Origin of the sequence: Lysobacter oculi, assembly GCF_003293695.1 — a bacterium.
Lineage (GTDB): Bacteria > Pseudomonadota > Gammaproteobacteria > Xanthomonadales > Xanthomonadaceae > Solilutibacter > Solilutibacter oculi.
Window position 1 is genome coordinate 1298865 of record NZ_CP029556.1, and the last position, 21701, is coordinate 1320565.

A 21701-nucleotide genomic window follows, 5' to 3' on the forward strand; every position below is an offset into this window, starting at 1 on the left:
GCGCCGGGTTCACGCCGCGGGCGGCGGCGGAGAACCGGCGGAAAGCGTGAGCACGTCGAAACCGTCTTCGGTGACGGCGATCATGTGCTCCCACTGGGCGGACAACTTGCGGTCCTTGGTGACCACGGTCCAGCCATCGGGCAGCAGCTTGGAATGGCGCGCGCCCTCGTTGACCATCGGCTCGATGGTGAAGGTCATGCCGGGCTTCAGCACCAGGCCTTCGCCTGCGCGGCCGTAATGCAGCACCTGCGGGTCTTCGTGGTAGATGCGGCCGATGCCGTGGCCGCAGTATTCGCGCACCACGCTGAAACGCTGCGCTTCGACGAACTCCTGGATGGCCTGGCCGACGTGGCCGAGCGTCGCGCCCGGACGCACCTGGCGGATGCCGCGCCACATCGCCTCGTAAGTGGTGTCCACGAGCCGCTTCGCCATGACCGACGGCGTGCCCGCGTAGTACATGCGGCTGGTGTCGCCGTGCCAGCCGTCCTTGATGACGGTGACGTCGATGTTGACGATGTCGCCGTCCTTCAACACCTTCGATTCGCTCGGGATGCCGTGGCAGATGACGTTGTTGACCGAGGTGCACAGCGTCTTGGGGAAGCCGCGGTAGCCGACATTGGCCGGGATGGTCCCCTGCACCTTGACGATGTGCTCGTGGGCGATGCGGTCCAGCTCCTCGGTGCTGATGCCGGGGCGCACGTGCTCGGTCATCAGGTCGAGGACTTCGGCGGCGAGGCGGCCGGCCTCGCGCATCCGTTCGATTTCTTCGCGGGTCTTGATGGTGATGCTCATGCGGGCATTATCGCCCAAGTGCCACATGCAGCCGAGGCCGGACCGGACGGCCCCGGCCCTCCGATCCCCCGGCAGGCGCGATTTGCCCCGCCACCCCTCATCCCCCTATAATCCCGCGCTTGCCCAACCGGGCACGTCCACGCCGTGCGTCATCGGCGAATACACACCTGCTGTTGCAACCCGCGCCGGGGTGTCCAAGGGTTCGCCCGAGGATCTGACGCGGAGGCCGCAGGGAGGCCCAACCCCGGAATCCATCGCCCGCCATCGCGGGGGCGAGCGCCGCATCCAACCCTTCCGCGGCGGGGTTCCAACTACTCAGGAATCTGCAATGCCCCAGATCACCATGCGCCAGATGCTGGAAGCCGGCGTCCATTTCGGCCACCAGACCCGCTACTGGAACCCCAAGATGGGCCCGTACATCTTCGGTGCCCGCGGCAAGATCCACATCATCAACCTCGAGAAGACCGTCCCGCTGTTCAACGACGCGATGAACTTCCTCTCGAAGATCGCCCAGAAGCGCGGCGTCGTGCTGTTCGTCGGCACCAAGCGCAGCGCGCGCGATGCCATCAAGGACGAAGCCGAGCGTTGCGGCATGCCGTTCATGACCCAGCGCTGGCTGGGCGGCACCCTGACCAACTTCGCCACCGTGAAGAAGTCCGTCAGCCGCCTGAAGGAGCTGGAATCGGCCGAAACCGACGGCACCTTCCAGAAGCTGGTCAAGCACGAAGTGCTGGGCCTGCGCCGCGAGCGCGACAAGCTTGAAGCCAGCCTCGGCGGCATCAAGGACATGAACCGCCTGCCCGACGCGCTGTTCGTGATCGACATCGGCCACGAAGACATCGCCATCAAGGAAGCCAAGACCCTCGGCATCCCGGTGGTCGCCGTGGTCGACACCAACTACGACCCGGCCCTGGTCGACTACGCCATCCCGGGCAACGACGACGCCATTCGCGCCGTGCAGCTGTACGCCCGTGCCGCCGCCGACGCCGTGCTGGAAGGCAAGGCCGCCGCGCCGAACGCCGCTTCGGTGGGCGAGGAAGATTTCGCCGAAGGCGCCAAGCCGGCCCGCAAGGCCCCGGCCAAGAAGGCCGCCCCGGCTGCTGCCGCCGGCGGTACCGCCAGCGACGCCGCCGAGGGCGAAGCCGCGGTCCAGGCCGATGCCGAAGCCGCCGCCGCGACTCCCGGCGACGCCACCGAGGCCTGAAGGGACGCGGCCATGCCGAACACCCCCAAGAAGCCCGACGACGAGCTGATGACCTCGCCGGTCCTCCCCGGCGAGGATCCGAACGCCGAGCTCGATCCCGACGTGGCCGCCCGCGCCGAGGCGCAGGTGGCCGAAAACGAACGGCTCGAGCGCGAGGCGGCTTACGACAATCCCGACCCGGACACGGGCGCGGACGCGTAAGCGGCGTCACCGTCGCGCAACGCCGCGCGCGCATCCTGCGCCGCGGCACCCCCACGATTGGCCGGCGCCCGCCGCCGGCCCGCAATACACAAGGACACCGAAATGGCTGACATCACCGCATCCATGGTCAAGGAACTGCGCGAGCGCACCGGCGCCGGCATGATGGAGTGCAAGAAGGCGCTCACCGAGAACAACGGCGACATCGAAGCCGCGGCCGACTGGCTGCGCAAGACCGGCCTGGCCAAGGCCGACAAGAAGGCCGACCGCGTCGCCGCCGAAGGCAAGATCGGCATGGCGCAGGCCGCCGGCAAGGCCGTGCTGGTCGAAGTGAACTCCGAGACCGACTTCGTCGCCAAGGACGCCAACTTCACCGGCTTCGTCGATGCCGTGGCCCAGGCCGCGCTCAACGCCACCGACATCGAGGCGCTGAAGAACGAGAAGATCGGCGACGACACCGTCGAAGCCACCCGCGCCGCCGTCATCGCCAAGGTCGGCGAGAACGTGCAGCTGCGCCGCATGGCCCGCATCGACGGCGATAACACCATCGCCGCCTACGTCCACGGCGGCCGCATCGGCGTGCTGGTCGAGCTGAAGGGTGGCAACGAAGAGCTGGCCCGCGGCATCGCCATGCACATCGCCGCGATGAACCCGCCCTACATCTCGCCCGCCCACGTGCCGGCCGAGTTCGTCGAGCGCGAGAAGGAAATCGCCCTGGCCCAGGTCAAGGACTCGGGCAAGCCGGCCGAGATCCTGGAGAAGATGATCTCCGGCAAGATCGCCAAGACGGTGAGCGAAGTCACCCTGACCGGCCAGCCCTACGTCCTGAACACCGACCAGACCGTCGAGGCCGCGCTGAAGGCCGGCGGCGCCGAAGTGGTCCGCTTCGAGCGCCTCGCCGTCGGCGAAGGCATCGAGAAGGTGAAGGAAGACTATGCCGCCGAAGTCGCCAAGGCGATGCAGGTCTGATCGCGGCTTTTCCGCGATGATCGAAGAAAACCCGCCGCATGGCGGGTTTTCTTTTGGGCGGCCGGCGGCGTCGCGCGGCCTTCATCGCCGGCCGGGCAGGATGCGGCTTCCCGCTTCGCTCCCGGCACGACATGGACCTCAAGAGCGGCTATCCCTTCTGGGCGGTGAAGAATGGCCTGATGCACGCCTTCCCGCCGCTCGCGGCCGACCTGGACGTGGATGTCGCGATCATCGGCGGCGGCATCACCGGCGCGCTGGTGGCGCATGAACTGGCCAGCCACGGCCACGCCGTCGCGGTCATCGACCAACGCGACATCGGCTGGGGCAGCACGGCCGCCAGCACGGCGCTGCTGCAGTACGAGATCGACACCCACATGGTCGACCTGGCGAAGCAGCATGGCGAAGCCGACGCGCTGCTGGCCTACCGCGCCTGCGCCGAGGCGATCGACATGGCCGCGTCCCTGGCCAAGGACGTGGGCGATGTCGATTTCGCGCGGATGTCCAGCCTGTACTACGCCAGCAAGCGCGGGCACCGGCGCGACCTGGAAGACGAATTCGCGCTGCGTGCCCGCCACGGTTTCGAGGTCGAGTGGCTGGAGCCCGGGGCCATCCGCGAACGCTTCGGCTTCGATGCGCCCGCAGCCATCCTGTCAGCCAAGGCTGCCCGCATCGATCCCTACCGCATGGCCTATCGGTTGCTCGCGCGGCTGGAGAAATCGGGCAGCGCGGTGCATGACCGCACCGTCATCACGCGGATCCAGGCCGGCCCGCGCGACGTGGCCCTGGAAACCGCGACGGGCCACCGCATCCGGGCGAAATGGCTGGTGATCGCCGCAGGCTATGCCGCGCAGCGGTTCCTGCACCGCAACGTGGCAAAAAACCGCAGCAGCTACGCCTTCATCACCGATCCGATCGACCCCGGCCTGCTCGGCCCGCTGCGCCAGACGATGGTCTGGGAGTCGGCGCGGCCCTACCTCTATCTGCGCACCACCGGCGATGGCCGGCTGCTGGTGGGCGGCGAGGACGATGCGGTCGACATCCCCGCCAGGCGCGACGCGCAGGTGGACAGGAAGGCACGCAAGCTCGCGCGCCAGGTCGCCAAGCTGTTCCCACACCTGCCGGTGGAGCCGGCCTTCGCCTGGGCCGGCACCTTCGCCGAGACCGCCGACGGCCTGCCCTGGTTCGGCGCCAGCGACGAGCATGGTCCGCGCGTGCTGTTCGCGATGGCCTACGGCGGAAACGGCATCACCTATTCGATGCTGGGCGCGGGGCTGCTGCGCGCGCTGATCGAGCGGCGCCGGCATCCGCTCGCGCGGCTGTTCTCGTTCGCTCGCGACGCCGGATGAAGCGGGGCAGCGGTTAGAATGGTGCACCCCCTGCACCCCGGAGCCGCCATGTCCCAGCTCGCCCATCGCCGTGTCCTGCTGAAACTGTCCGGCGAGGCGTTGATGGGGGATGAGGACTACGGCATCGACCCGAAGGTGCTGCACCGCATCGCCCGCGAGGTGATCGAGGCACGCGACGCCGGCGCGGAAATCGCCCTGGTGATCGGCGGCGGCAACATCTTCCGCGGCGCGGGCCTGGCGGCCGGCGGCATGGACCGCGTGACCGGCGACCAGATGGGCATGCTCGCCACCGTCATCAATGCGCTGGCCATGCAGGACGCGCTGGAAAAGCTCGGCGGCAAGGCGCGGGTGATGAGCGCGCTCAAGATCAACGACGTCTGCGAGGACTACATCCGCCGTCGCGCGGTGCGTCATCTGGAAAAGGGCCGCATCACCATTTTCGCGGCCGGCACCGGCAACCCCTTCTTCACCACCGATTCCGGCGCCGCCCTGCGCGCGATCGAGATCGGCGCCGACCTGCTGCTCAAGGCGACCAAGGTCGATGGCGTCTACGACCGCGACCCCAAGAAGCACGCCGACGCGGTGCGCTTCGACACCCTCGACTACGACCAGATCATCACCCGCGACCTGCAGGTGATGGATACCGCCGCCTTCGCGCTCTGCCGCGACGCGGAAATGCCGATGCGCATCTTCGACATGGACCGCCCGGGCGCGCTGCTCGGCATCCTGCGCGGCGAGAGCATCGGCACGCTGGTGCAGGGCCGCGCGGCGCGCTGAGATGGGCGCCGGCCACGGCCACCATCACGGCAACGACACCCGCGCCTTCGCGTGGGTCACCCTGATCAATCTCGCCTACACGGTGGTGGAGGCCGGCTACGGCTTCGCCACCGATTCGCTGGCCCTGCTCACCGACGCGCTGCACAACTTCGGTGACGTGCTCGGGCTGGCGCTGGCCTGGGGCGCGGCCTCGCTGGCCAAGCGCGCGCCGACCACCCGCCACACCTACGGCTGGCGTCGCGCCACCCTGCTCTCGCCGCTGATCAACGCGATGCTGCTGGTGACGTTCTCCGGCGCGCTGGGCTGGGAAGCGTTCCGCCGTTTCAGCGCGCCGCCGGATATCCCCGCCATACAGGTCATGGTGGTCGCGGCGATCGGCATCCTGGTCAACCTGGGCGCGGCCTGGTTCGTGCGCGACGGCCACCAGCACGACCTCAACCGGCGCGGCGCCTTCCTGCATCTGGTGGCGGATGCGGCGGTCTCGCTGGCGGCGGTGCTGGCCGGGCTGGGCATGTGGAAGCTGGGCTGGAACTGGCTGGATCCGGCCACCGCGCTGCTGATCAGCGTGGTGGTGGCGGTCGGCGCCTTCGCGCTGCTCAGGGACAGTTTCGATGCCGCGATGGACGCGGTGCCGCGCGGCATCGAACGCGAGCGCGTGCTGGCCTTCCTCGAAGCCCAGCCGGGCGTGCAGACCGTCCACCACCTGCACATCTGGGCGCTGGGCGCGGGCGAGATCGCGATGACCGCGCACCTGGTCCGCGCGCAGGCCGGCGACCACGATGACTTCATCGACCGCATCACCCATGCGCTCGACCACGAGTTCGGCATCAACCATCCCACCCTGCAGATCGAGCACGGCGGCGGCTGCGAGCACGACCTGCACGACCGCGCGCCGCACGCGCACTAGGCCGCCACGCCGCGCCGGGACAGTCCCCGCCTATAATCATTGGCTTACGTTTGCCCGGAGCCGGCCATGATCAAGGACATCCACCACGACGCGCAGACCCGCATGCAGAAGAGCATCGAGTCGCTGCGCCACAATCTGGCCAAGGTCCGCACCGGCCGCGCCACGTCCGCCCTGGTCGACCACATCAAGGTCCAGAGCTACGGCTCCGACGTGCCGCTGTCGCAGGTCGCCAGCGTGGCCGTGTCCGATGCGCGCTCGCTGACCATCTCGCCGTGGGACAAGCAGATGGTCGCGCCGATCGAGAAGGCGATCATCAATTCGGACCTGGGCCTGACCCCGAACACCGCCGGCATGACCATCCGCATCAACATCCCGCCGCTGACCGAGGAACGCCGCAAGGAGCTAACCAAGGTCGTGCATTCCGAAGGCGAGGACGCCAAGGTGGCGATCCGCAACATCCGCCGCGACGCCAACCAGCAGGTCAAGGACCTGATGAAGGACAAGACCGTCACCGAGGACGACGTGCGCCGCAGCGAGGACGACATCCAGAAGATGACCGACAAGGCGGTCAAGGACGTGGATGAAGTGCTGAAGACCAAGGAACAGGAGTTGATGGCGGTCTGATCCGGCCTATCGCGCCCGGTCCTGCGCCGGTCGCCTGCGCCGTTCACGCGTTGCCGCCTGGCGGCCTCCACTTCCCGGGGCCGCGATCGTTCCACCCTTGGATTCCTGATTGATGGGCGAAGCCGCCTCTCCCGCCGTTCCGCGCCACCTCGCCGTCATCATGGACGGCAACGGCCGCTGGGCCGAACAGCGCCGCCGCCCGCGGCTGATCGGCCATCGCGCCGGCGCCCGCGCGGTCAACCTGTGCATGGAGTTCTGCCTTGAACAGGGCGTGGAAGCACTGACCCTGTTCGCGTTCTCCAGCGAGAACTGGGGCCGCCCGCAGGAGGAAGTGAGCGGCCTGATGCGGCTGTTCACCGGCACCCTCGACCGCGAGGTGGACGACCTGCACCGGCGCGGCATCCGCCTACGCTTCATCGGCGATGACACGCGCTTCTCGCCCGACATCCGCCGCCGCATGCAGGCCGGCGAGGCGCTGACCGCCGGCAACACGCGGATGACGCTGACCATTGCCGCCAGCTACGGCGGGCGCCAGGACATCGTCGGGGCCGCCCGCGTGCTGGCCACCGAAGTCGCCGCCGGCCGGATGCGCCCGGAAGACATCGACGAAGCCGCCTTCGCCCGCCATGTCGCCCTGCCCGACCTGCCCGCGCCCGACCTGCTGATCCGCACCGGCGGCGACCAGCGCATCAGCAATTTCCTGCTCTGGCAGGCCGCCTACACCGAGCTCTGGTTCACGCCGCGCTTGTGGCCCGAACTCGATGCCGCCACACTCCAGCACGCCTTCGACGATTACGCCCGCCGCGAACGCCGCTTCGGCCTGACCGGGGCACAGGTCGCGGCACCCGCCCAGGACTCCCCGTCGAACGCATGACCAAGACCCGTTTCCTCGCCGCCCTCGTCATGGGCCCCGCCGCCATCCTCGCGGTACTGTTCCTGCCCACGCCGTGGATGATGGTGCTGGCCGCCGTGCTGTTCCTGGCCGGGCTGTGGGAGTGGTTCAAGCTGGCCGATGTCGAAGACACGCTGACCCGCACCTTCCTGCTGGCCGCCAACCTGTTGCTGATGGTGATGCTGGTCTGGGGCTCGCGCACCGAGCGCGGCGGCTCGCTGGCGCTGTTCCACCTGATGATCCTGGTTGGCCTGGGCTGGTGGCTGCTGGCCGCGCTGTGGCTGCGCTTCCCCACCTTCGGTTCCCACCACGAGGGCTGGGCCCGCGCGATCAAGCTGGCCGCCGGCACGCTCGCCGTGGTTCCGGCCTGGTGCGCGCTGGCGGTGATCCACGGCGACCCGGCCGATGCCGCCACCGTCGGCATCATCCCCCGCAACCATTTGTGGCTGCTGACCGCGCTGATGATGATCTGGATGGCGGATACCGGCGCCTATTTCGCCGGCCGCAAATTCGGGCGCCACAAGCTGTCGCCGCGCATCAGCCCCAACAAGACGGTCGAAGGCCTCATCGGCGGCGCCGTGGCCGCGACGGTGTTCGGCCTGATCTTCGCGATGATCGCCGGCGCCTCCACCGCGCAGCTGCCGTGGGTGGCGCTGACCGCGCTGATCACGGTGATCGCCTCGGTGGTCGGCGACCTCTTCGAGAGCCTGCTCAAGCGCCACGCCGGGGCCAAGGATTCCAGCGACCTGATCCCGGGTCACGGCGGCATCCTGGACCGCGTCGACAGCGTGCTGGCGGCGCTGCCGGTGTTCGCCATCTGCAAGGCCAGTTTTGGCTTCTGACATGCGCGGGGTGCGGCGCATCGCCCTGTTCGGTGCGACCGGCTCCATCGGCGCCTCGGCGCTGGACGTCATCGCCCGCCATCCCGACCGCTACCGCGCCACCGTGCTGGCCGCCGGCACGCAGGTCGAAGCGCTCATCGAGCTCTGCCGCGTCCATCGCCCCGAGCACGCGGTGATCGCGGACGAAGCCGCCTTCCCCACCCTGCGTGACGGCCTGCGCGACGCCGGCCTCGCCACCCAGGCCCACGCTGGCATGGCGGCGATGGCGCAACTGGCCGCCTCCGACGCCTGCGACACGGTGATCGCGGCCATCGTCGGCGCCGCCGGCTTGCCGTCCACGCTTGCCGCCGCCTGCGCCGGCAAGCGCCTGCTGCTGGCCAACAAGGAATCGCTGGTGCTGGCCGGCGAGCTGCTGATGCGCGAAGTCGCCGCTTCCGGCAGCACGCTGGTGCCGATCGACAGCGAGCACAACGCGATCTTCCAGTGCCTGCCCGAGGGCCGCTGCGGCGAGGGCGTGGCGAAGATCATCCTGACCGCGTCCGGCGGGCCGTTCCGTGGCCGCCGCCGCGATGAACTGGCCACGGTCACCCCGGCCCAGGCGGTGGCGCATCCCAAATGGTCGATGGGCCCGAAGATCTCGGTCGATTCGGCCACGCTGATGAACAAGGGGCTCGAAGTGATCGAGGCCCACCACCTGTTCGGCCTGCCCGGCGAACGCATCGAGGTGCTCGTGCACCCGCAGTCGCTGGTGCATTCCTTCGTCGAATTCGTCGATGGCTCGACGCTGGCGCAGCTCGGCCTGCCGGACATGCGCACCACGCTGGCGGTCGGGCTGGCCTGGCCGGAGCGCGTGGCCTCGGGCGTGGCCGGGCTGGACCTGGTCGCCCAGGGCGGTGCGCTCACCTTCGAGCCGCCGGACCTCGACGCCTTCCCCTGCCTGCGCCTGGCCTTCCACGCGCTTTCGGCCGGTGGCACCGCGCCGGCGCTGCTCAACGCGCTCAACGAGGAAGCCGTTTCAGCCTTTCTTCAGGGCCGGATTGGTTTTCTGGCGATCCCCGCGCTGGTCGAAGATGGTCTGGCCGCGCTCCCCTCCACCCGGGCGGAATCGCTCGACGTGCTGCACGCCGCCGACGAAGCGGCGCGCCGGTACGCGCGCACCGCGATTTCGCGCCTGAATTGACGCGCCCGCATGACTGACTTCGCAGGCTCGGTGTTCTGGCTGATCGTCAGCCTCGGCATCCTGGTCACCTTCCACGAGTTCGGCCACTTCTGGGTCGCGCGCCGCTGTGGCGTCAAGGTACTGCGTTTCTCGGTGGGCTTCGGCAAGCCGCTGTGGATGCGCCGCGGCCAGGACGGCACCGAATACGCCATCGCCGCCATTCCGCTCGGCGGCTACGTGAAGATGCTCGACGAGCGCGAGGGGGATGTCGCGTCGTCCGAGCTGCCGCAGGCCTTCAACCGCAAATCGGTCTGGCAGCGCATCGCCATCGTCGCCGCCGGGCCCATCGCCAACCTGCTGCTCTGCGTCGCCCTGCTGTGGGCGATGTTCGTGGTCGGCCGGCCCGATTACGCACCGGAGATCGGCCGCGTCGACGGAATCGCCGCCCAGTCCGGCTTCCAGCGCGGCGACCGCCTGCTCGCGGTCGATGGCGAAGCCACGCCCAGCTGGAGCGAAGCCGGGCTGGCGCTGATGACCGCCGCGCTCGACCGCCAGCCGGTCACCGTCAAGGTCACCGATGCCAGCGGCCAGCCGCGCGAACGCACCCTGCACCTGGAACGCCTGTCGCCCGAGGTGAAGGAGCGCCAGGCGCTCGGCGCGATCGGGCTGGTGCCGGCGCACTTCATCGCGCCCGCCGTGGTGGGCAATGTCAGCGCCGACGGTCCCGCCGCCGGCAAGCTGAAAGCCGGCGACCGCATCCTCGCCGTGGATGGCCAGCCGGCCAGCGACTTCGAATCCCTGCCGGCGCCGATCACCGCCGCCGGCCAGGCCGGGCGTGCCGCGCACCTGCGGATCGAGCGCGACGGCGTCCAGTCCGACATCGACATCACCCCGCGCCGCATGCACCACCCGCAGGCCGGCGACTACTGGGGCATCGGGATCAGCGCGGCACAGGCCGGCACCCCGCCGCATACCGCCCTGCTGCGGCATGGCCCGCTGGCGGCGGTTCCCGCGGCGTTCAGCGAAGCCTGGAAGCTGGCGCGTGAATCGGTGGGGATGATGGCGCGCATGTTCAGCGGCCGCGCCTCGGTGGAAAACGTCTCCGGCCCCATCACCATCGCCCGCTACGCCAATGCTTCCGCCGGCATGGGCGTGGCCTGGTTCCTGAACTTCCTGGCGCTGGTGTCGCTCAGCCTGGCCATCATCAACCTGCTGCCGATTCCCATGCTGGATGGCGGGCACCTGCTGTATTACCTTATCGAATTGGTCAAAGGCCGCCCGCTGGACGAGCGCGCCATGGCCTTCGGCCAGTACCTCGGCCTGGCCCTGCTGGCCGGCCTGATGGGGCTGGCGTTCTACAATGACCTCCACGGTCTGCTGCGATGACACCCACCGCCGCAGGCCTTTCCACGCAACCCGGATATCCGTAATGACGCGAACCCCCACCCGTCGCCGCCTGCTCGCCCTCGCGCTCGCCACCGCCCTCGCGACGCCCGCCTGGGCGCAGTCGATCGACCCGTTCACCGTCAGCGACATCCGCGTCGACGGCCTGCAGCGCATCTCGGCGGGCACGGTGTTCACCTACCTGCCGGTGGAACGCGGCGACACCCTCGACCAGTCGAAGGCCGCCGAGGCGATCCGCGCCCTCTACAAGACCGGTTTCTTCGAGGACATCCGCCTCGACCGCCAGGGCGACATCCTGGTGCTGACGGTGGTGGAACGCCCGGCCATCAACAAGCTCACGGTCAGCGGCAACAAGGACCTGCAGACCGACCAGCTGATGAAGAGCCTGAAGGACATCGGCCTGTCCGAGGGCGAGACCTACGACCGGATGAGCCTGGACCGGGTCAAGCAGGAACTCACCCGCGCCTACCAGAACCGCGGCAAGTACAACGTCGAGATCAACCCGACGGTCACCCGCCTCGACCGCAACCGCGTCGACGTGGCCATCGAGATCAAGGAAGGCAAGGCGGCCAAGATCAGCCACGTCAACGTGATCGGCAACGACGTCTTCAGCGACAAGCAGCTGCTGAAGGGTTGGGAATCCAAGCCGTCCAACTGGCTGTCCTGGTACCGCCGCGACGACCAGTATTCGAAGGAAAAGCTCTCCGGCGACCTGGAGAAGCTGCAGTCCTACTACCTCGACCGTGGCTATATCGATGCCGATGTCGGGCCGGACAACACCCAGGTGTCGATCAGCCCGGACAAGCGCGAGGTGTTCATCACCGCCGGCCTGACCGAGGGTGAGCAGTACAAGATCTCCACCGTGTCGGTGAGCGGTGACACCGTGCTGCCGAAGGAAGACATCGAGGCCCGCGTGAAGGCCTTCGTGCGCCCCGGCGACGTGTTCTCGCGCGCGCGCCTGGAAATGGCGACCGAGAGCATCACCGGCTCGCTGAGCAACATCGGCTATGCGTTCGCGCAGGTGCAGCCGGCGCCGGACGTGGACCGCGAGGGCCGCACCGTGGCCATCGACATGCAGGTGGTGCCGGGCCCGCGCGTCAACGTGCGCCGCATCGTCTTCAAGGACAACAACCGCACCAAGGACGAGGTCCTGCGCCGCGAGATGCGCCAGCTGGAAGGCGCGTGGTACTCGCAGGCGGCGATCGACCGCTCGAAGATCCGCCTGCAGCAGCTGGGCTACTTCGAGACCGTGGACATCGAAAGCAAGCCGGTACCCGGCAGCAGCGACCAGGTCGACCTGGAAGTGAAGGTCAAGGAGACCAACTCCGGCCAGGTGATGCTGGCGCTGGGTTATTCGCAGCTCGGCGGCATGCAGATCAGCGGCCAGCTGTCGGAGAACAACTTCCTGGGCAGCGGCAACCGCGTCTCCGTCGCGGCGATGCGCAGCACCTACCAGAAGCGCTACGACTTCTCGTTCACCAACCCGTACTTCACCGACAACGGTGTCTCGCTGGGCTACAACCTGTTCTGGAACGAGTTCGACTACTCCAACTTCAACGTGGCCCAGTATTCGACCAACTCGGGCGCGGCGCAGATGTTCCTCGGCATCCCGGTCACCGAATACGACACGGTGAGCTGGATGCTCGGCATCGACAGCAAGAAGGTGCTGGCGATCCCGGGCTCCACACCCGACACGATCGTCGATTACATCAATGCCGTGGGCAACCAGACGTTCCACTCCTGGCGCACCCAGCTGGCCTTCGCCCGCGACACCCGCAACCACGCGCTGACGCCGACCGCCGGCACCTTCCAGCGCATCGGCCTGGAAGCCACCCTGCCCGGCTCGACCGTGCAGTACTGGAAGCTCGACTACCAGTTCTCCAAGTACTGGCCGATCAGCCCGGCGCTGGTGCTCAACACCGCCTTCAACATCGGCTACGGCGATTCCTACGGCAAGGAATTCGAGCGCGCGCTCTGCTATTCGCCTTCCACCATCGTCGACAGCGACGGCGACGGCGTGCCCGATACCGTGGTGCCGGGTGCGGCGCCGAGCGTGCCCTGCTTCCCGACCTCGCCCGACTACGTCAAGACGGTCACCGCGACCGGCCTGCCGTTCTTCGAGAACTACTACGCCGGCGGCGTGTCGTCCTCGGGTCGCGTGCGCGGCTTCACCGACAACACGCTCGGCCCGCGCGTGCCGAATGCCTACGGCTACATGCAGCCGCTGGGCGGTTCGCTGAAGACGGTCGGCTCGCTGGAGATGTTCTTCCCGAAGCTGATCGACAGCCCGGCCGCGCGTTTCTCGGCCTTCGTCGACATCGGCAACGTGTACAAGGACTTCAACAGTTTCGATGCCAACGATCTGCGCGTGTCGACCGGCATCGCGATGATGTGGCGTTCGCCGATGGGCCCGATCACCATCAGCTACGCGCTGCCGATCCGCAAGAAAGACTCGATCTACGACGCCAGCGGGAAGCTGATCCAGGAAGGCGACCGCATCGAGCGCCTGCAGTTCACCTTCACCGGCGGCTTCTGACCGCCGCATGTCCGCGACGTATACCGCGGCCGGACTGGCTGAACGCTTCGGGTTGGGGGTGGTGGGGGACGGCGAAACCGCCGTCTCCGGCGTCGGCACCTTGGCGGGCGCGAAGCCGGGGCAGCTCGGCTTTCTCGCCAATCCGCGTTACCGCAGCCAGCTGGAGGCCACCGCCGCCAGCGTGGTGGTGATGCGCGCCGCCGATGCCGAAAACGCGCCGGTCACCGCGCTCGTCGCGCGTGATCCCTACGCCGCCTTCGCCCGCATCGCCGCGCTGTTCGAACCGGTGCCGGAATATCCGCCCGGCATCCACCCGAGCGCCGTCATCGCGCCCGAAGCCGTCATCGACCCCGGCGCCCACGTCGGGCCCTTCGTCAGCATCGGCGCGCGCAGCCATGTCGGTGCCGGCGCGGTGATCGGCCCGGGCTGCGTGATCGGCGAGGACTGCGTGGTCGGCGCCGGCAGCGAACTCATCGCCCGGGTCACTCTGGTCACCCGCGTGCGGCTGGGCGAACGCGTGCGCATCCATCCCGGCGCGGTGCTCGGCGCCGACGGCTTCGGCCTGGCGTTGGAGGGCGGGCGCTGGCTCAAGGTGCCGCAGCTCGGCGGCGTGCGCATCGGCGACGACTGCGAGATCGGCGCCAACACCTGCATCGACCGTGGCGCGCTGGACGACACCGTGCTGGAGGAAGACGTCCGCCTCGACAACCAGATCCAGATCGGCCACAACGTCCACATCGGCGCGCATACCGCGATGGCCGGCTGCTCGGCCGCGGCCGGCAGCGCGAAGATCGGCCGCTACTGCCTGATCGGCGGCGGCGCGGGCGTGCTGGGGCATCTGGAAATCTGCGACCAGGCGGTGGTGACCGCGATGAGCCTGGTCACCCATTCGATCCGCGAGCCCGGGGAGTACTCTTCCGGGACGCCGTTGATGGACAATCGCAGCTGGCGCAAGAGCGCCGCCCGCTTCAAGCAACTCGACAAGCTGTTCCGCGGCATGCGTGGCGGCGACAAGGACCCGGCATGACCGAACTGCAGCTCCCCGTGGACATCGAGCGCATCCGCGAGATGCTGCCGCACCGCTATCCCTTCCTGCTGGTGGACCGCGTGGTGGAGTTCGACTCCGGCCAGCGGATCAAGGCGTGGAAGAACGTCAGCATCAACGAGCCCTTCTTCAACGGCCATTTCCCCGCGCATGCGGTGATGCCGGGCGTGCTGGTGATCGAGGCGCTGGCCCAGGCCGGCGGCCTGCTGAGCCACATGAGCCGCGGCGGCGCGGTCGAAGGCAAGCTGTCCTACCTGGTGAAGGTGGATGCGGCCAAGTTCTCCAGCATGGTGGTGCCGGGCGACCGCCTGGAGCTGGAGGTCACGATCAAGCGCGAGATCCGCAACATGGTCCTGTACGTGGGCGTGGCCAGCGTGGACGGCAAGCAGGTCGCCTGCGCTGAGATCCTCTGCGCCGAGGTCGATGCCTGAGATGGCCGGCATCCACGCCACCGCCGTCATCGACCCGGCCGCGAAGCTCGCCGACGATGTCGAGGTGGGCGCCTACGCGGTGATCGGCGCCGAGGTGGAGATCGGCGGCGGCACGGTGATCGGGCCGCATTGCAGCATCACCGGCCCGACCAGGATCGGGCGCGACAACCGCATCCACGGCCATGCCGCGATCGGCGGTGATCCGCAGGACAAGAAATACCAGGGCGAGCGCGTGGCGCTGGAGATCGGCGACCGCAACCACATCCGCGAATTCGTCACCATCAACCGCGGCACCGGCGACGGCGGCGGCATCACCAAGATCGGCGACGACAACTGGCTGCTGGCCTATGTCCACGTCGCCCACGACTGCCACATCGGCAGCCATTGCGTGTTCTCCAACAACGCCACGCTGGCCGGCCACGTGACGGTGGAGGACCACGTGATCCTCTCCGGCTTCGCGGGCGTGCACCAGTTCTGCCGGATCGGCGCGCACGCCTTCATCGGCATGGGTGCCTTCGTCAACGGCGACGTGCCGCCCTACCTGATGGTGGCGCAGGAAAAATACGCGCGGCCACGCGGCATCAATGCCGAGGGCCTGAAGCGCCGCGGTTTCGATGCGCCGCGCATCGCCGCGATCAAGCGGGCCTACCGCGCGCTGTACATGGGCGATGCCAAGCTCGACGAAGCCAAGGCCGAACTCGCCGAAATCGCCGCCGGCAGTGACGACGTACGCGCCTTCCTCGATTTCATCGAAAGCGGCGAGCGGCCGCTGCTGCGCTGACATGCGCATCGCGGTGTGCGCGGGCGAAGCCTCCGGCGACCTGCTGGGCGCCGGGCTGATCGAGGCACTCAAGCAGCGTTTCCCCGACGCCGAATTCGCCGGCATCGGCGGCCCCCGCATGCGCGAGGCCGGCCTGCAGTGCTGGCACGACGCGCAGGAACTGGCGGTGATGGGGCTGAGCGAAGTCATCGCCCACCTGCCGCGCCTGCTGAAACTGCGCAAGGGCTTCCGCCAGCGCGTGCTGGACTGGCGGCCGGATGTGTTCATCGGCATCGACGCGCCCGATTTCAACCTGGGCGTGGAGAAGTGGCTCAAGCAGCGCGGCGTGCGCACCGTGCATTACGTCAGCCCGAGCGTCTGGGCGTGGCGCGAATCGCGCGCGGAGAAGATCGGCGCCTCCGCCGACCGCGTGCTCTGCCTGTTCCCGATGGAGCCGCCGATCTACGCGAAGCATGGCGTCGATGCGGTGTTCGTCGGCCACCCGATGGCCAATGCCATCCCGCTCGACCCCGACCGCGAAGCCGCCCGGCTCGCCCTGCACGTGCGCGGCGACGGCCCGGTGCTGGCGCTGCTGCCGGGTTCGCGGATCAGCGAGATCGACCGCATGTGGCCGGTGTTCCAGCAGGCCGCGGCGAAAGTGGCGGAGCGCCATCCCGACCTGGAAGTGCTGGTGCCGGAGGCCAACGAGGCCTGCAAGGCGCGCATCCTGGAACACTTCAAGGCCGATGGCGCGGTGACCTCGATCCGTTTCTTCGAAGGCCGCAACGCGCAGCAGGTGATGATCGCCAGCGACGTGATCCTGCTCGCCTCCGGCACCGCCGCGCTGGAGGCGATGCTGTGCAAGCGGCCGATGGTGATCGGCCACCGCATCGCGCCGCTGACCTACCGCATCGTCAAGACCTTCGGCCTACTCAAGAGCGCGCATGTCAGCCTGCCCAACGTGCTGGCCGGCGATGCGCTGGTGCCGGAACTGCTGCAGGACGACTGCACGCCCGACAAGCTCGCCGCCGCCGTGCTGGGTTGGCTGGATGATGAGGCGGCGGTCGCCCGGCTGCTGCCGCGCTTCGAGGCGATCCACCGTGAACTGCGGCAGGATGCCTCCGCACGCGCCGCCGATGCGGTGGCCAACCTGCTTTCAGACCCATCGTCCACGCCGTGACCCGCATCGCCGGCATCGACGAAGCCGGCCGTGGCCCGCTGGCCGGCCCGCTGGTGGTCGCGGCGGTGGTGTTACCGGCCGGGCGCGCGCCGATCAACGGGCTGGACGATTCCAAGAAACTCTCCGCCGCCAGGCGCGAGGCGCTGGCCCCGCGCATCCGCGAGCGCGCGTTGGCGTACTCGGTAGTGGTGGTGCCGGTGGAGGAGATCGACCGCATCAACATCTACCAGGCGACGCTGGCCGGGATGCGGCAGGCACTGGTCGATGTCGCGGAGTCGTGCGACATCGCGCGCATCGACGGCAACGTGCTGCCACCCGACCTGCCCTGCCCGGCCGAAGCGTGGGTCGGCGGCGATGCCCGCTGCCGCGCCATCATGGCGGCGTCGATCCTGGCCAAGACCCATCGCGATGCACTGATGCGCGAACTGCACGCGCAACATCCCCAGTACGGCTTCGACCGCAACATGGGCTACGGCAGCCCGGCGCATATGGCCGCACTGCAGGCGCACGGGCCGTGCGCGGTGCATCGCCGCAGTTTCTCGCCGATCCGCCAGCGCGACCTGTTCGCCGCATCCACATAAGCCTGGTCGGGCTGCGCGGCATCGGTGCCCGAACCGCCGGCGACGGAGCTCCAGGCCCCACTGGACCGAGCTCTGAGCTCAGTGGACGGAGCTCTGGACTCAGTGAACCGAGCTCTGGAACTCAGCGGACTGAGCCCTGGACCTCAGTGAACCGAGCTCTGGACCTCAGCGGACTGAGCCCTGGACCTCAGTGAACTGAGCATTGGACTCAGTGGACCGAGCTCTGGACTCAGTGGACCGAGCCCTGGAACTCAGTGAACCGGGCGCTGAGCCTCCGCCACCGGCACGCAAGGGCCGTGCGGTCCAGGGCCGAGGGGCCCGGGCCGGCGTTCAATCCCCACGACACGCGCCCTGACACCTCGCTCAAGCCCATTCGCAGTCGGCCGGTGAGACCGGGCGATGGGATAATCCCCGTTCACTCGCACAGGCCGCCCATGACCGCTCGCTTCGCCCACCTGCAATTGCACAGCGAGTATTCGCTGGCCGATTCCACCCTCCGCATCAAGGAGCTGGTGGACGCGGCGGTGAAGCGTGGCATCCCGGCGCTGGCCATCACCGACCGCAACAACCTGTTCGCGCTGGTGAAGTTCTTCAAGGCGGCGGAAGCGGCGGGCATCAAGCCGATCGCCGGCGCCGACCTCGCCATCGCGCTGCCGGGCGAGCCGGTCAGCTGGCTCACCCTGCTCTGCCGCGACAACGGCGGCTACAAGGCGCTGTCGCGACTGATCTCGCGGGCGTGGATGGAAGGCCACCGCAACGACGGCGTGGCCATCGCGCCGCAGTGGCTGGACGAGGAAGACCTGTCCGGGCTGATCGCCATCGCCGGGCGCGCCTCGCAGGCCGGCGCGCTGCTGGCGCAGAACCGCCACGACGCCGCCGAGGACGCGCTGCGTGCGATGCAGGCGCGTTTCGGTGACCGGCTCAACCTCGCCATCGCCCGCAACGGGCGCGAGGGCGAGGAGGCGTTCAACGGCTTCGCCATGGCGATGTCGTCGAAACTCGGCATCCCGCTGGTCGCCGGCAACGATGTGCGCTTCCTCGATGCCGAAGGCTTCGACGCCCATGAGGCACGCGTCTGCATCGCCTCCGGCCGCGTGCTGGACGATCCCAAGCGCCCGCGCGACTACACAGACCAGCAGTACCTGAAATCCGCCGACGAGATGGCCGCGCTGTTCGCCGACGCGCCCGACGCGCTGGACAACACGCTGCGGCTGGCCGAGCGCTGCAACGCCAGCCTCAACCTCGGCACCTATTACCTGCCCGACTTCCCGGTGCCGGACGAGCACACGCTGGAAAGCTGGATCCGCACGCAGGCCGCCGAAGGCCTCGCCGCGCGGCTGGAAAAACAGCCGCTCTCGCCCGGCAAGACCCGCGACGAATACGACGCCCGCCTGACCCGCGAGCTGGACGTGATCATCCAGATGGGCTTCCCCGGCTACTTCCTGATCGTGGCCGACTTCATCAACTGGGGCAAAGCGCACGGCATCCCGGTCGGGCCGGGGCGCGGTTCCGGCGCCGGTTCGCTGGTGGCGTGGGCGCTGGGCATCACCGACCTCGACCCGCTGCCCTACGACCTGCTGTTCGAGCGCTTCCTCAACCCCGAACGCGTGTCGATGCCGGACTTCGACATCGACTTCTGCATGGACCGCCGCGACGAGGTGATCGACTACGTCGCGCGCAAATACGGCCGCGAGCGCGTCAGCCAGATCATCACCTACGGTACGATGGCGGCGAAGGCCGTGGTGCGCGATGCCGGCCGCGTGCTCGGCTTCCCCTACGGCTTCGTCGATGGCATTGCGAAGCTGGTGCCGATGACCCTCGGCGTGGGGCTGGAAGACGCGCTGGGCCGCACCGACAAATCGCGCAAGGACGATGCCTGGCGCAGCGACGAACTGATCGCCCGCTACCGCGACGAGGACGATGTCCGCGACCTGCTCGACCTCGCCCTGCAGCTGGAAGACCTGACCCGCAACGCCGGCAAGCACGCCGGCGGCGTGGTGATCGCGCCGGAGCCGCTGGCCGAGTTCTGCCCGCTGTTCGCCGAACACGATGTCGAAGGCCTGGGCAAGAACCCGGTGACCCAGTTCGACAAGGACGACGTGGAAGCGATCGGCCTGGTCAAGTTCGACTTCCTCGGCCTGCGCACGCTGACCATCATCGACTGGGCGGTGAAGGCGATCAACGCGCGCCGCGAACGCGCGGGCGAGCCGCCGCTCGACATCGCCGCCCTGCCGCTGGACGACACCGCGACCTACGAGCTGTTCGCGCGCGGCGACACCGTGGCGGTGTTCCAGTTCGAATCGCGCGGCATGCGCGAGCTGCTGAAACGCGCCCTGCCCGACCGCTTCGAAGACCTGATCGCGCTGGTGTCGCTGTACCGCCCCGGCCCGATGGACCTGATCCCCGACTTCATCGAGCGCAAGCATGGGCGCGCGGAAGTCCAGTACCCGCATGCCCTGCTGGAACCGGTGCTGTCGCCGACCTACGGCGTGGTGGTGTACCAGGAACAGGTGATGCAGACCGCGCAGATCCTGGCCGGCTACTCGCTCGGCGGCGCCGACCTGCTGCGCCGCGCGATGGGCAAGAAGAAAGTCGAGGAGATGGCGAAGGAGCGCGCCAAGTTCGAGGCCGGCGCGCAGGCCACGCACGACATCGCGCCCAGGATCGCGGGACCGATCTTCGACCTGCTGGAGAAGTTCGCCGGCTACGGCTTCAACAAATCGCACGCCGCCGCCTACGCGCTGGTCAGCTACCAGACCGCGTGGCTGAAGACGCATTACCCGGCGGAGTTCATGGCGGCGGTGCTGTCGTCGGACATGGACAACACCGACAAGGTGGTCGGCTTCTTGGACGAAGCGCGGGCGATCGAGCTCACCGTGCTGCCGCCGGACGTCAACGCATCGGCCTACATGTTCGAGGCGGTGGACCCGAAGACGCTCCGCTACGGCCTGGGCGCGGTGAAGGGCGTCGGCCGCGGCGCCTGCGAGGCGATCGTCGATGCGCGCGAGAGGGAAGGCGCGTTCACCGACCTGCTCGATTTCTGCAAGCGGGTGGAGTCGAACAAGCTCAACCGGCGCACGCTGGAAGCGCTGATCCACGCCGGGGCGCTGGATGCGCTCGGCAACAACCGGCCCTCCCTGCTGCTGCAGCTGCCCGAGGCGCTGAAAGCCTGCGAGCAACTGGCCCGCGAGCGCGAGGCCGGCCAGGTCTCGCTGTTCGGCGCGGTGGAATCGGCAGCACCGGCATTGCACATCGAACTGCCGCAGACCCATGACTGGCCGCTGGCGGAAAAGCTGCGGCACGAGCGCGAGACGCTGGGCTTCTACCTCTCCGGCCACCCGATGGACCCGTACCGCGACGACCTCACCGGCGTCACCGGCTTCCACCTTGGCCAGCTGGAGAAGATCTGGAGCGAGCGCGCCGAGGACGAGAAGCGCGGCTGGCGGCCGGAGAAAACCGTGGTGCTGGCCGGCCAGGTCACCGGCATGCGCCGCAAGGGCGAGTCGCAGGCCTTCGTGCAGGTGGAAGACGGGCGCGGACGCATCGAGTGCGCCTTCTTCGCCGAGACCTTCACCGAATACGCCGCGCTGCTGACCCGCGACCGCATCCTGATCATCGAAGGCGGCCTGCGCGAGGACGAATTCTCCGGCGGCTTCAGCCTGCGCGCGCGGCGCTGCTGGGATTACAGCCAGGTCTGCGGCAGCCATGCGCTGCGGCTGGCGCTGCGGCTGGACCTGCGCGTGCCCGGCGCGATGGAGGCGGTCGATGCCGTCCTCGACAAGCACCGCCCCGGCCCGACGCCGGTCCGCTTCGAACTGCTGCGCGAAGGCGCGGCCGGCCAGCTGGAGCTCAACGGCAGCCACGGCATCCGCATCGACCAGGACCTGGCCGCCACGCTCCGTGCCCAGCCCGGCGTGCGCACGGTGAAGCTGGCGCTGGGCAAGCCCTGGACCTGAACCGGCAGCCCGCCTTCGACATGAACATGCCGTATGGGCGGTTTCGCGGCTTCCGCTAGACTGGCCGCCTTGCCCGGCAGGCCCGGGCCCGAAATTCC

Annotated in this window: 19 protein-coding genes; 18 read left to right on the plus strand and 1 reads right to left on the minus strand. The window is 68.8% G+C overall.

The window, feature by feature from the left end; genetic code table 11:
- Nucleotides 1–9: 9 nt before the first annotated feature.
- Nucleotides 10–792 carry a type I methionyl aminopeptidase gene (gene map / locus DCD74_RS06315; protein ID WP_112926568.1) on the minus strand — a complete coding sequence of 261 codons (783 nt, stop codon included), beginning with the start codon at nucleotides 790–792 and terminating at the stop codon, nucleotides 10–12.
- Between the two features lie 328 nt (nucleotides 793–1120).
- On the opposite strand from map, the gene rpsB reads away from it, so the two are divergent.
- The 18 genes from rpsB to dnaE all read left to right on the plus strand — a co-directional run bounded on the left by rpsB (nucleotide 1121) and on the right by dnaE (nucleotide 21603).
- On the plus strand, nucleotides 1121–1996 hold the full coding sequence (rpsB, locus tag DCD74_RS06320) for a 30S ribosomal protein S2 (RefSeq protein ID WP_237049548.1): 876 nt from the start codon (nucleotides 1121–1123) through the stop codon (nucleotides 1994–1996).
- A gap of 12 nt (nucleotides 1997–2008) precedes the next feature.
- Nucleotides 2009–2197: a hypothetical protein gene (locus DCD74_RS06325; protein ID WP_112926569.1), complete on the plus strand. Its 189-nt coding sequence runs from the start codon at nucleotides 2009–2011 to the stop codon at nucleotides 2195–2197.
- 102 nt (nucleotides 2198–2299) lie between these two features.
- Entirely contained in the window at nucleotides 2300–3163 is an 864-nt protein-coding gene (tsf, locus tag DCD74_RS06330) for a translation elongation factor Ts (RefSeq protein ID WP_112926570.1), read from the plus strand.
- A 131-nt stretch (nucleotides 3164–3294) separates the two neighbouring features.
- Nucleotides 3295–4509 (plus strand): NAD(P)/FAD-dependent oxidoreductase, encoded by a 1215-nt coding sequence (locus DCD74_RS06335; RefSeq protein ID WP_112926571.1) that lies wholly within the window; start codon nucleotides 3295–3297, stop codon nucleotides 4507–4509.
- A 48-nt stretch (nucleotides 4510–4557) separates the two neighbouring features.
- The gene (pyrH, locus tag DCD74_RS06340) at nucleotides 4558–5286 is read left to right on the plus strand and encodes a UMP kinase (protein ID WP_112926572.1); all 729 of its coding nucleotides are present in this window, start codon (nucleotides 4558–4560) and stop codon (nucleotides 5284–5286) included.
- 1 nt (nucleotide 5287) lies between these two features.
- Nucleotides 5288–6193, plus strand: coding sequence for a cation diffusion facilitator family transporter (locus DCD74_RS06345; protein WP_112926573.1), 906 nt, complete (start codon nucleotides 5288–5290; stop codon nucleotides 6191–6193).
- Nucleotides 6194–6259: 66 nt separating this feature from the next.
- Nucleotides 6260–6817, plus strand: coding sequence for a ribosome recycling factor (frr, locus tag DCD74_RS06350; RefSeq protein ID WP_112926574.1), 558 nt, complete (start codon nucleotides 6260–6262; stop codon nucleotides 6815–6817).
- A 112-nt stretch (nucleotides 6818–6929) separates the two neighbouring features.
- Entirely contained in the window at nucleotides 6930–7691 is a 762-nt protein-coding gene (gene uppS / locus DCD74_RS06355; RefSeq protein WP_112926575.1) for a polyprenyl diphosphate synthase, read from the plus strand.
- Nucleotides 7688–8551, plus strand: coding sequence for a phosphatidate cytidylyltransferase (locus DCD74_RS06360; protein ID WP_112926576.1), 864 nt, complete (start codon nucleotides 7688–7690; stop codon nucleotides 8549–8551). Before uppS ends, DCD74_RS06360 begins: the two co-directional genes overlap by 4 nt.
- 1 nt (nucleotide 8552) lies before the next feature.
- Entirely contained in the window at nucleotides 8553–9731 is a 1179-nt protein-coding gene (locus tag DCD74_RS06365; RefSeq protein ID WP_112926577.1) for a 1-deoxy-D-xylulose-5-phosphate reductoisomerase, read from the plus strand.
- A gap of 9 nt (nucleotides 9732–9740) precedes the next feature.
- Nucleotides 9741–11096 (plus strand): RIP metalloprotease RseP, encoded by a 1356-nt coding sequence (gene rseP, locus DCD74_RS06370; RefSeq protein ID WP_112926578.1) that lies wholly within the window; start codon nucleotides 9741–9743, stop codon nucleotides 11094–11096.
- Between the two features lie 43 nt (nucleotides 11097–11139).
- Nucleotides 11140–13650, plus strand: coding sequence for an outer membrane protein assembly factor BamA (bamA, locus tag DCD74_RS06375; protein WP_112926579.1), 2511 nt, complete (start codon nucleotides 11140–11142; stop codon nucleotides 13648–13650).
- 7 nt (nucleotides 13651–13657) lie between these two features.
- Nucleotides 13658–14677, plus strand: coding sequence for a UDP-3-O-(3-hydroxymyristoyl)glucosamine N-acyltransferase (lpxD, locus tag DCD74_RS06380; protein WP_112926580.1), 1020 nt, complete (start codon nucleotides 13658–13660; stop codon nucleotides 14675–14677).
- Complete coding sequence (gene fabZ, locus DCD74_RS06385; protein WP_112926581.1) at nucleotides 14674–15126, plus strand: 3-hydroxyacyl-ACP dehydratase FabZ; 453 nt, start codon at nucleotides 14674–14676, stop codon at nucleotides 15124–15126. Before lpxD ends, fabZ begins: the two co-directional genes overlap by 4 nt.
- Complete coding sequence (gene lpxA, locus DCD74_RS06390) at nucleotides 15119–15907, plus strand: acyl-ACP--UDP-N-acetylglucosamine O-acyltransferase (RefSeq protein ID WP_112927704.1); 789 nt, start codon at nucleotides 15119–15121, stop codon at nucleotides 15905–15907. The genes fabZ and lpxA overlap by 8 nt, the downstream gene beginning before the upstream one ends.
- The gene (gene lpxB / locus DCD74_RS06395; protein ID WP_112926582.1) at nucleotides 15795–17066 is read left to right on the plus strand and encodes a lipid-A-disaccharide synthase; all 1272 of its coding nucleotides are present in this window, start codon (nucleotides 15795–15797) and stop codon (nucleotides 17064–17066) included. Before lpxA ends, lpxB begins: the two co-directional genes overlap by 113 nt.
- The gene (locus DCD74_RS06400; protein ID WP_112926583.1) at nucleotides 17051–17647 is read left to right on the plus strand and encodes a ribonuclease HII; all 597 of its coding nucleotides are present in this window, start codon (nucleotides 17051–17053) and stop codon (nucleotides 17645–17647) included. Before lpxB ends, DCD74_RS06400 begins: the two co-directional genes overlap by 16 nt.
- A gap of 434 nt (nucleotides 17648–18081) precedes the next feature.
- Nucleotides 18082–21603: a DNA polymerase III subunit alpha gene (dnaE, locus tag DCD74_RS06405; protein WP_112926584.1), complete on the plus strand. Its 3522-nt coding sequence runs from the start codon at nucleotides 18082–18084 to the stop codon at nucleotides 21601–21603.
- The last annotated feature ends 98 nt before the right edge of the window (nucleotides 21604–21701 follow it).

Bases quoted from the DNA above. Each gene is read 5' to 3' on its own strand.
- lpxA (WP_112927704.1), top strand. From the start codon at position 15,119: ATGCCTGAGATGGCCGGCATCCACGCCACCGCCGTCATCGACCCGGCC.
- pyrH (WP_112926572.1), top strand. From the start codon at position 4,558: ATGTCCCAGCTCGCCCATCGCCGTGTCCTGCTGAAACTGTCCGGCGAG.
- rseP (WP_112926578.1), top strand. From the start codon at position 9,741: ATGACTGACTTCGCAGGCTCGGTGTTCTGGCTGATCGTCAGCCTCGGC.
- frr (WP_112926574.1), top strand. From the start codon at position 6,260: ATGATCAAGGACATCCACCACGACGCGCAGACCCGCATGCAGAAGAGC.
- fabZ (WP_112926581.1), top strand. From the start codon at position 14,674: ATGACCGAACTGCAGCTCCCCGTGGACATCGAGCGCATCCGCGAGATG.
- map (WP_112926568.1), bottom strand. From the start codon at position 792: ATGAGCATCACCATCAAGACCCGCGAAGAAATCGAACGGATGCGCGAG.
- tsf (WP_112926570.1), top strand. From the start codon at position 2,300: ATGGCTGACATCACCGCATCCATGGTCAAGGAACTGCGCGAGCGCACC.
- lpxD (WP_112926580.1), top strand. From the start codon at position 13,658: ATGTCCGCGACGTATACCGCGGCCGGACTGGCTGAACGCTTCGGGTTG.
- uppS (WP_112926575.1), top strand. From the start codon at position 6,930: ATGGGCGAAGCCGCCTCTCCCGCCGTTCCGCGCCACCTCGCCGTCATC.
- bamA (WP_112926579.1), top strand. From the start codon at position 11,140: ATGACGCGAACCCCCACCCGTCGCCGCCTGCTCGCCCTCGCGCTCGCC.
- DCD74_RS06325 (WP_112926569.1), top strand. From the start codon at position 2,009: ATGCCGAACACCCCCAAGAAGCCCGACGACGAGCTGATGACCTCGCCG.
- DCD74_RS06335 (WP_112926571.1), top strand. From the start codon at position 3,295: ATGGACCTCAAGAGCGGCTATCCCTTCTGGGCGGTGAAGAATGGCCTG.
- rpsB (WP_237049548.1), top strand. From the start codon at position 1,121: ATGCCCCAGATCACCATGCGCCAGATGCTGGAAGCCGGCGTCCATTTC.
- DCD74_RS06360 (WP_112926576.1), top strand. From the start codon at position 7,688: ATGACCAAGACCCGTTTCCTCGCCGCCCTCGTCATGGGCCCCGCCGCC.
- DCD74_RS06345 (WP_112926573.1), top strand. From the start codon at position 5,288: ATGGGCGCCGGCCACGGCCACCATCACGGCAACGACACCCGCGCCTTC.
- dnaE (WP_112926584.1), top strand. From the start codon at position 18,082: ATGACCGCTCGCTTCGCCCACCTGCAATTGCACAGCGAGTATTCGCTG.
- DCD74_RS06365 (WP_112926577.1), top strand. From the start codon at position 8,553: ATGCGCGGGGTGCGGCGCATCGCCCTGTTCGGTGCGACCGGCTCCATC.
- lpxB (WP_112926582.1), top strand. From the start codon at position 15,795: ATGCCAAGCTCGACGAAGCCAAGGCCGAACTCGCCGAAATCGCCGCCG.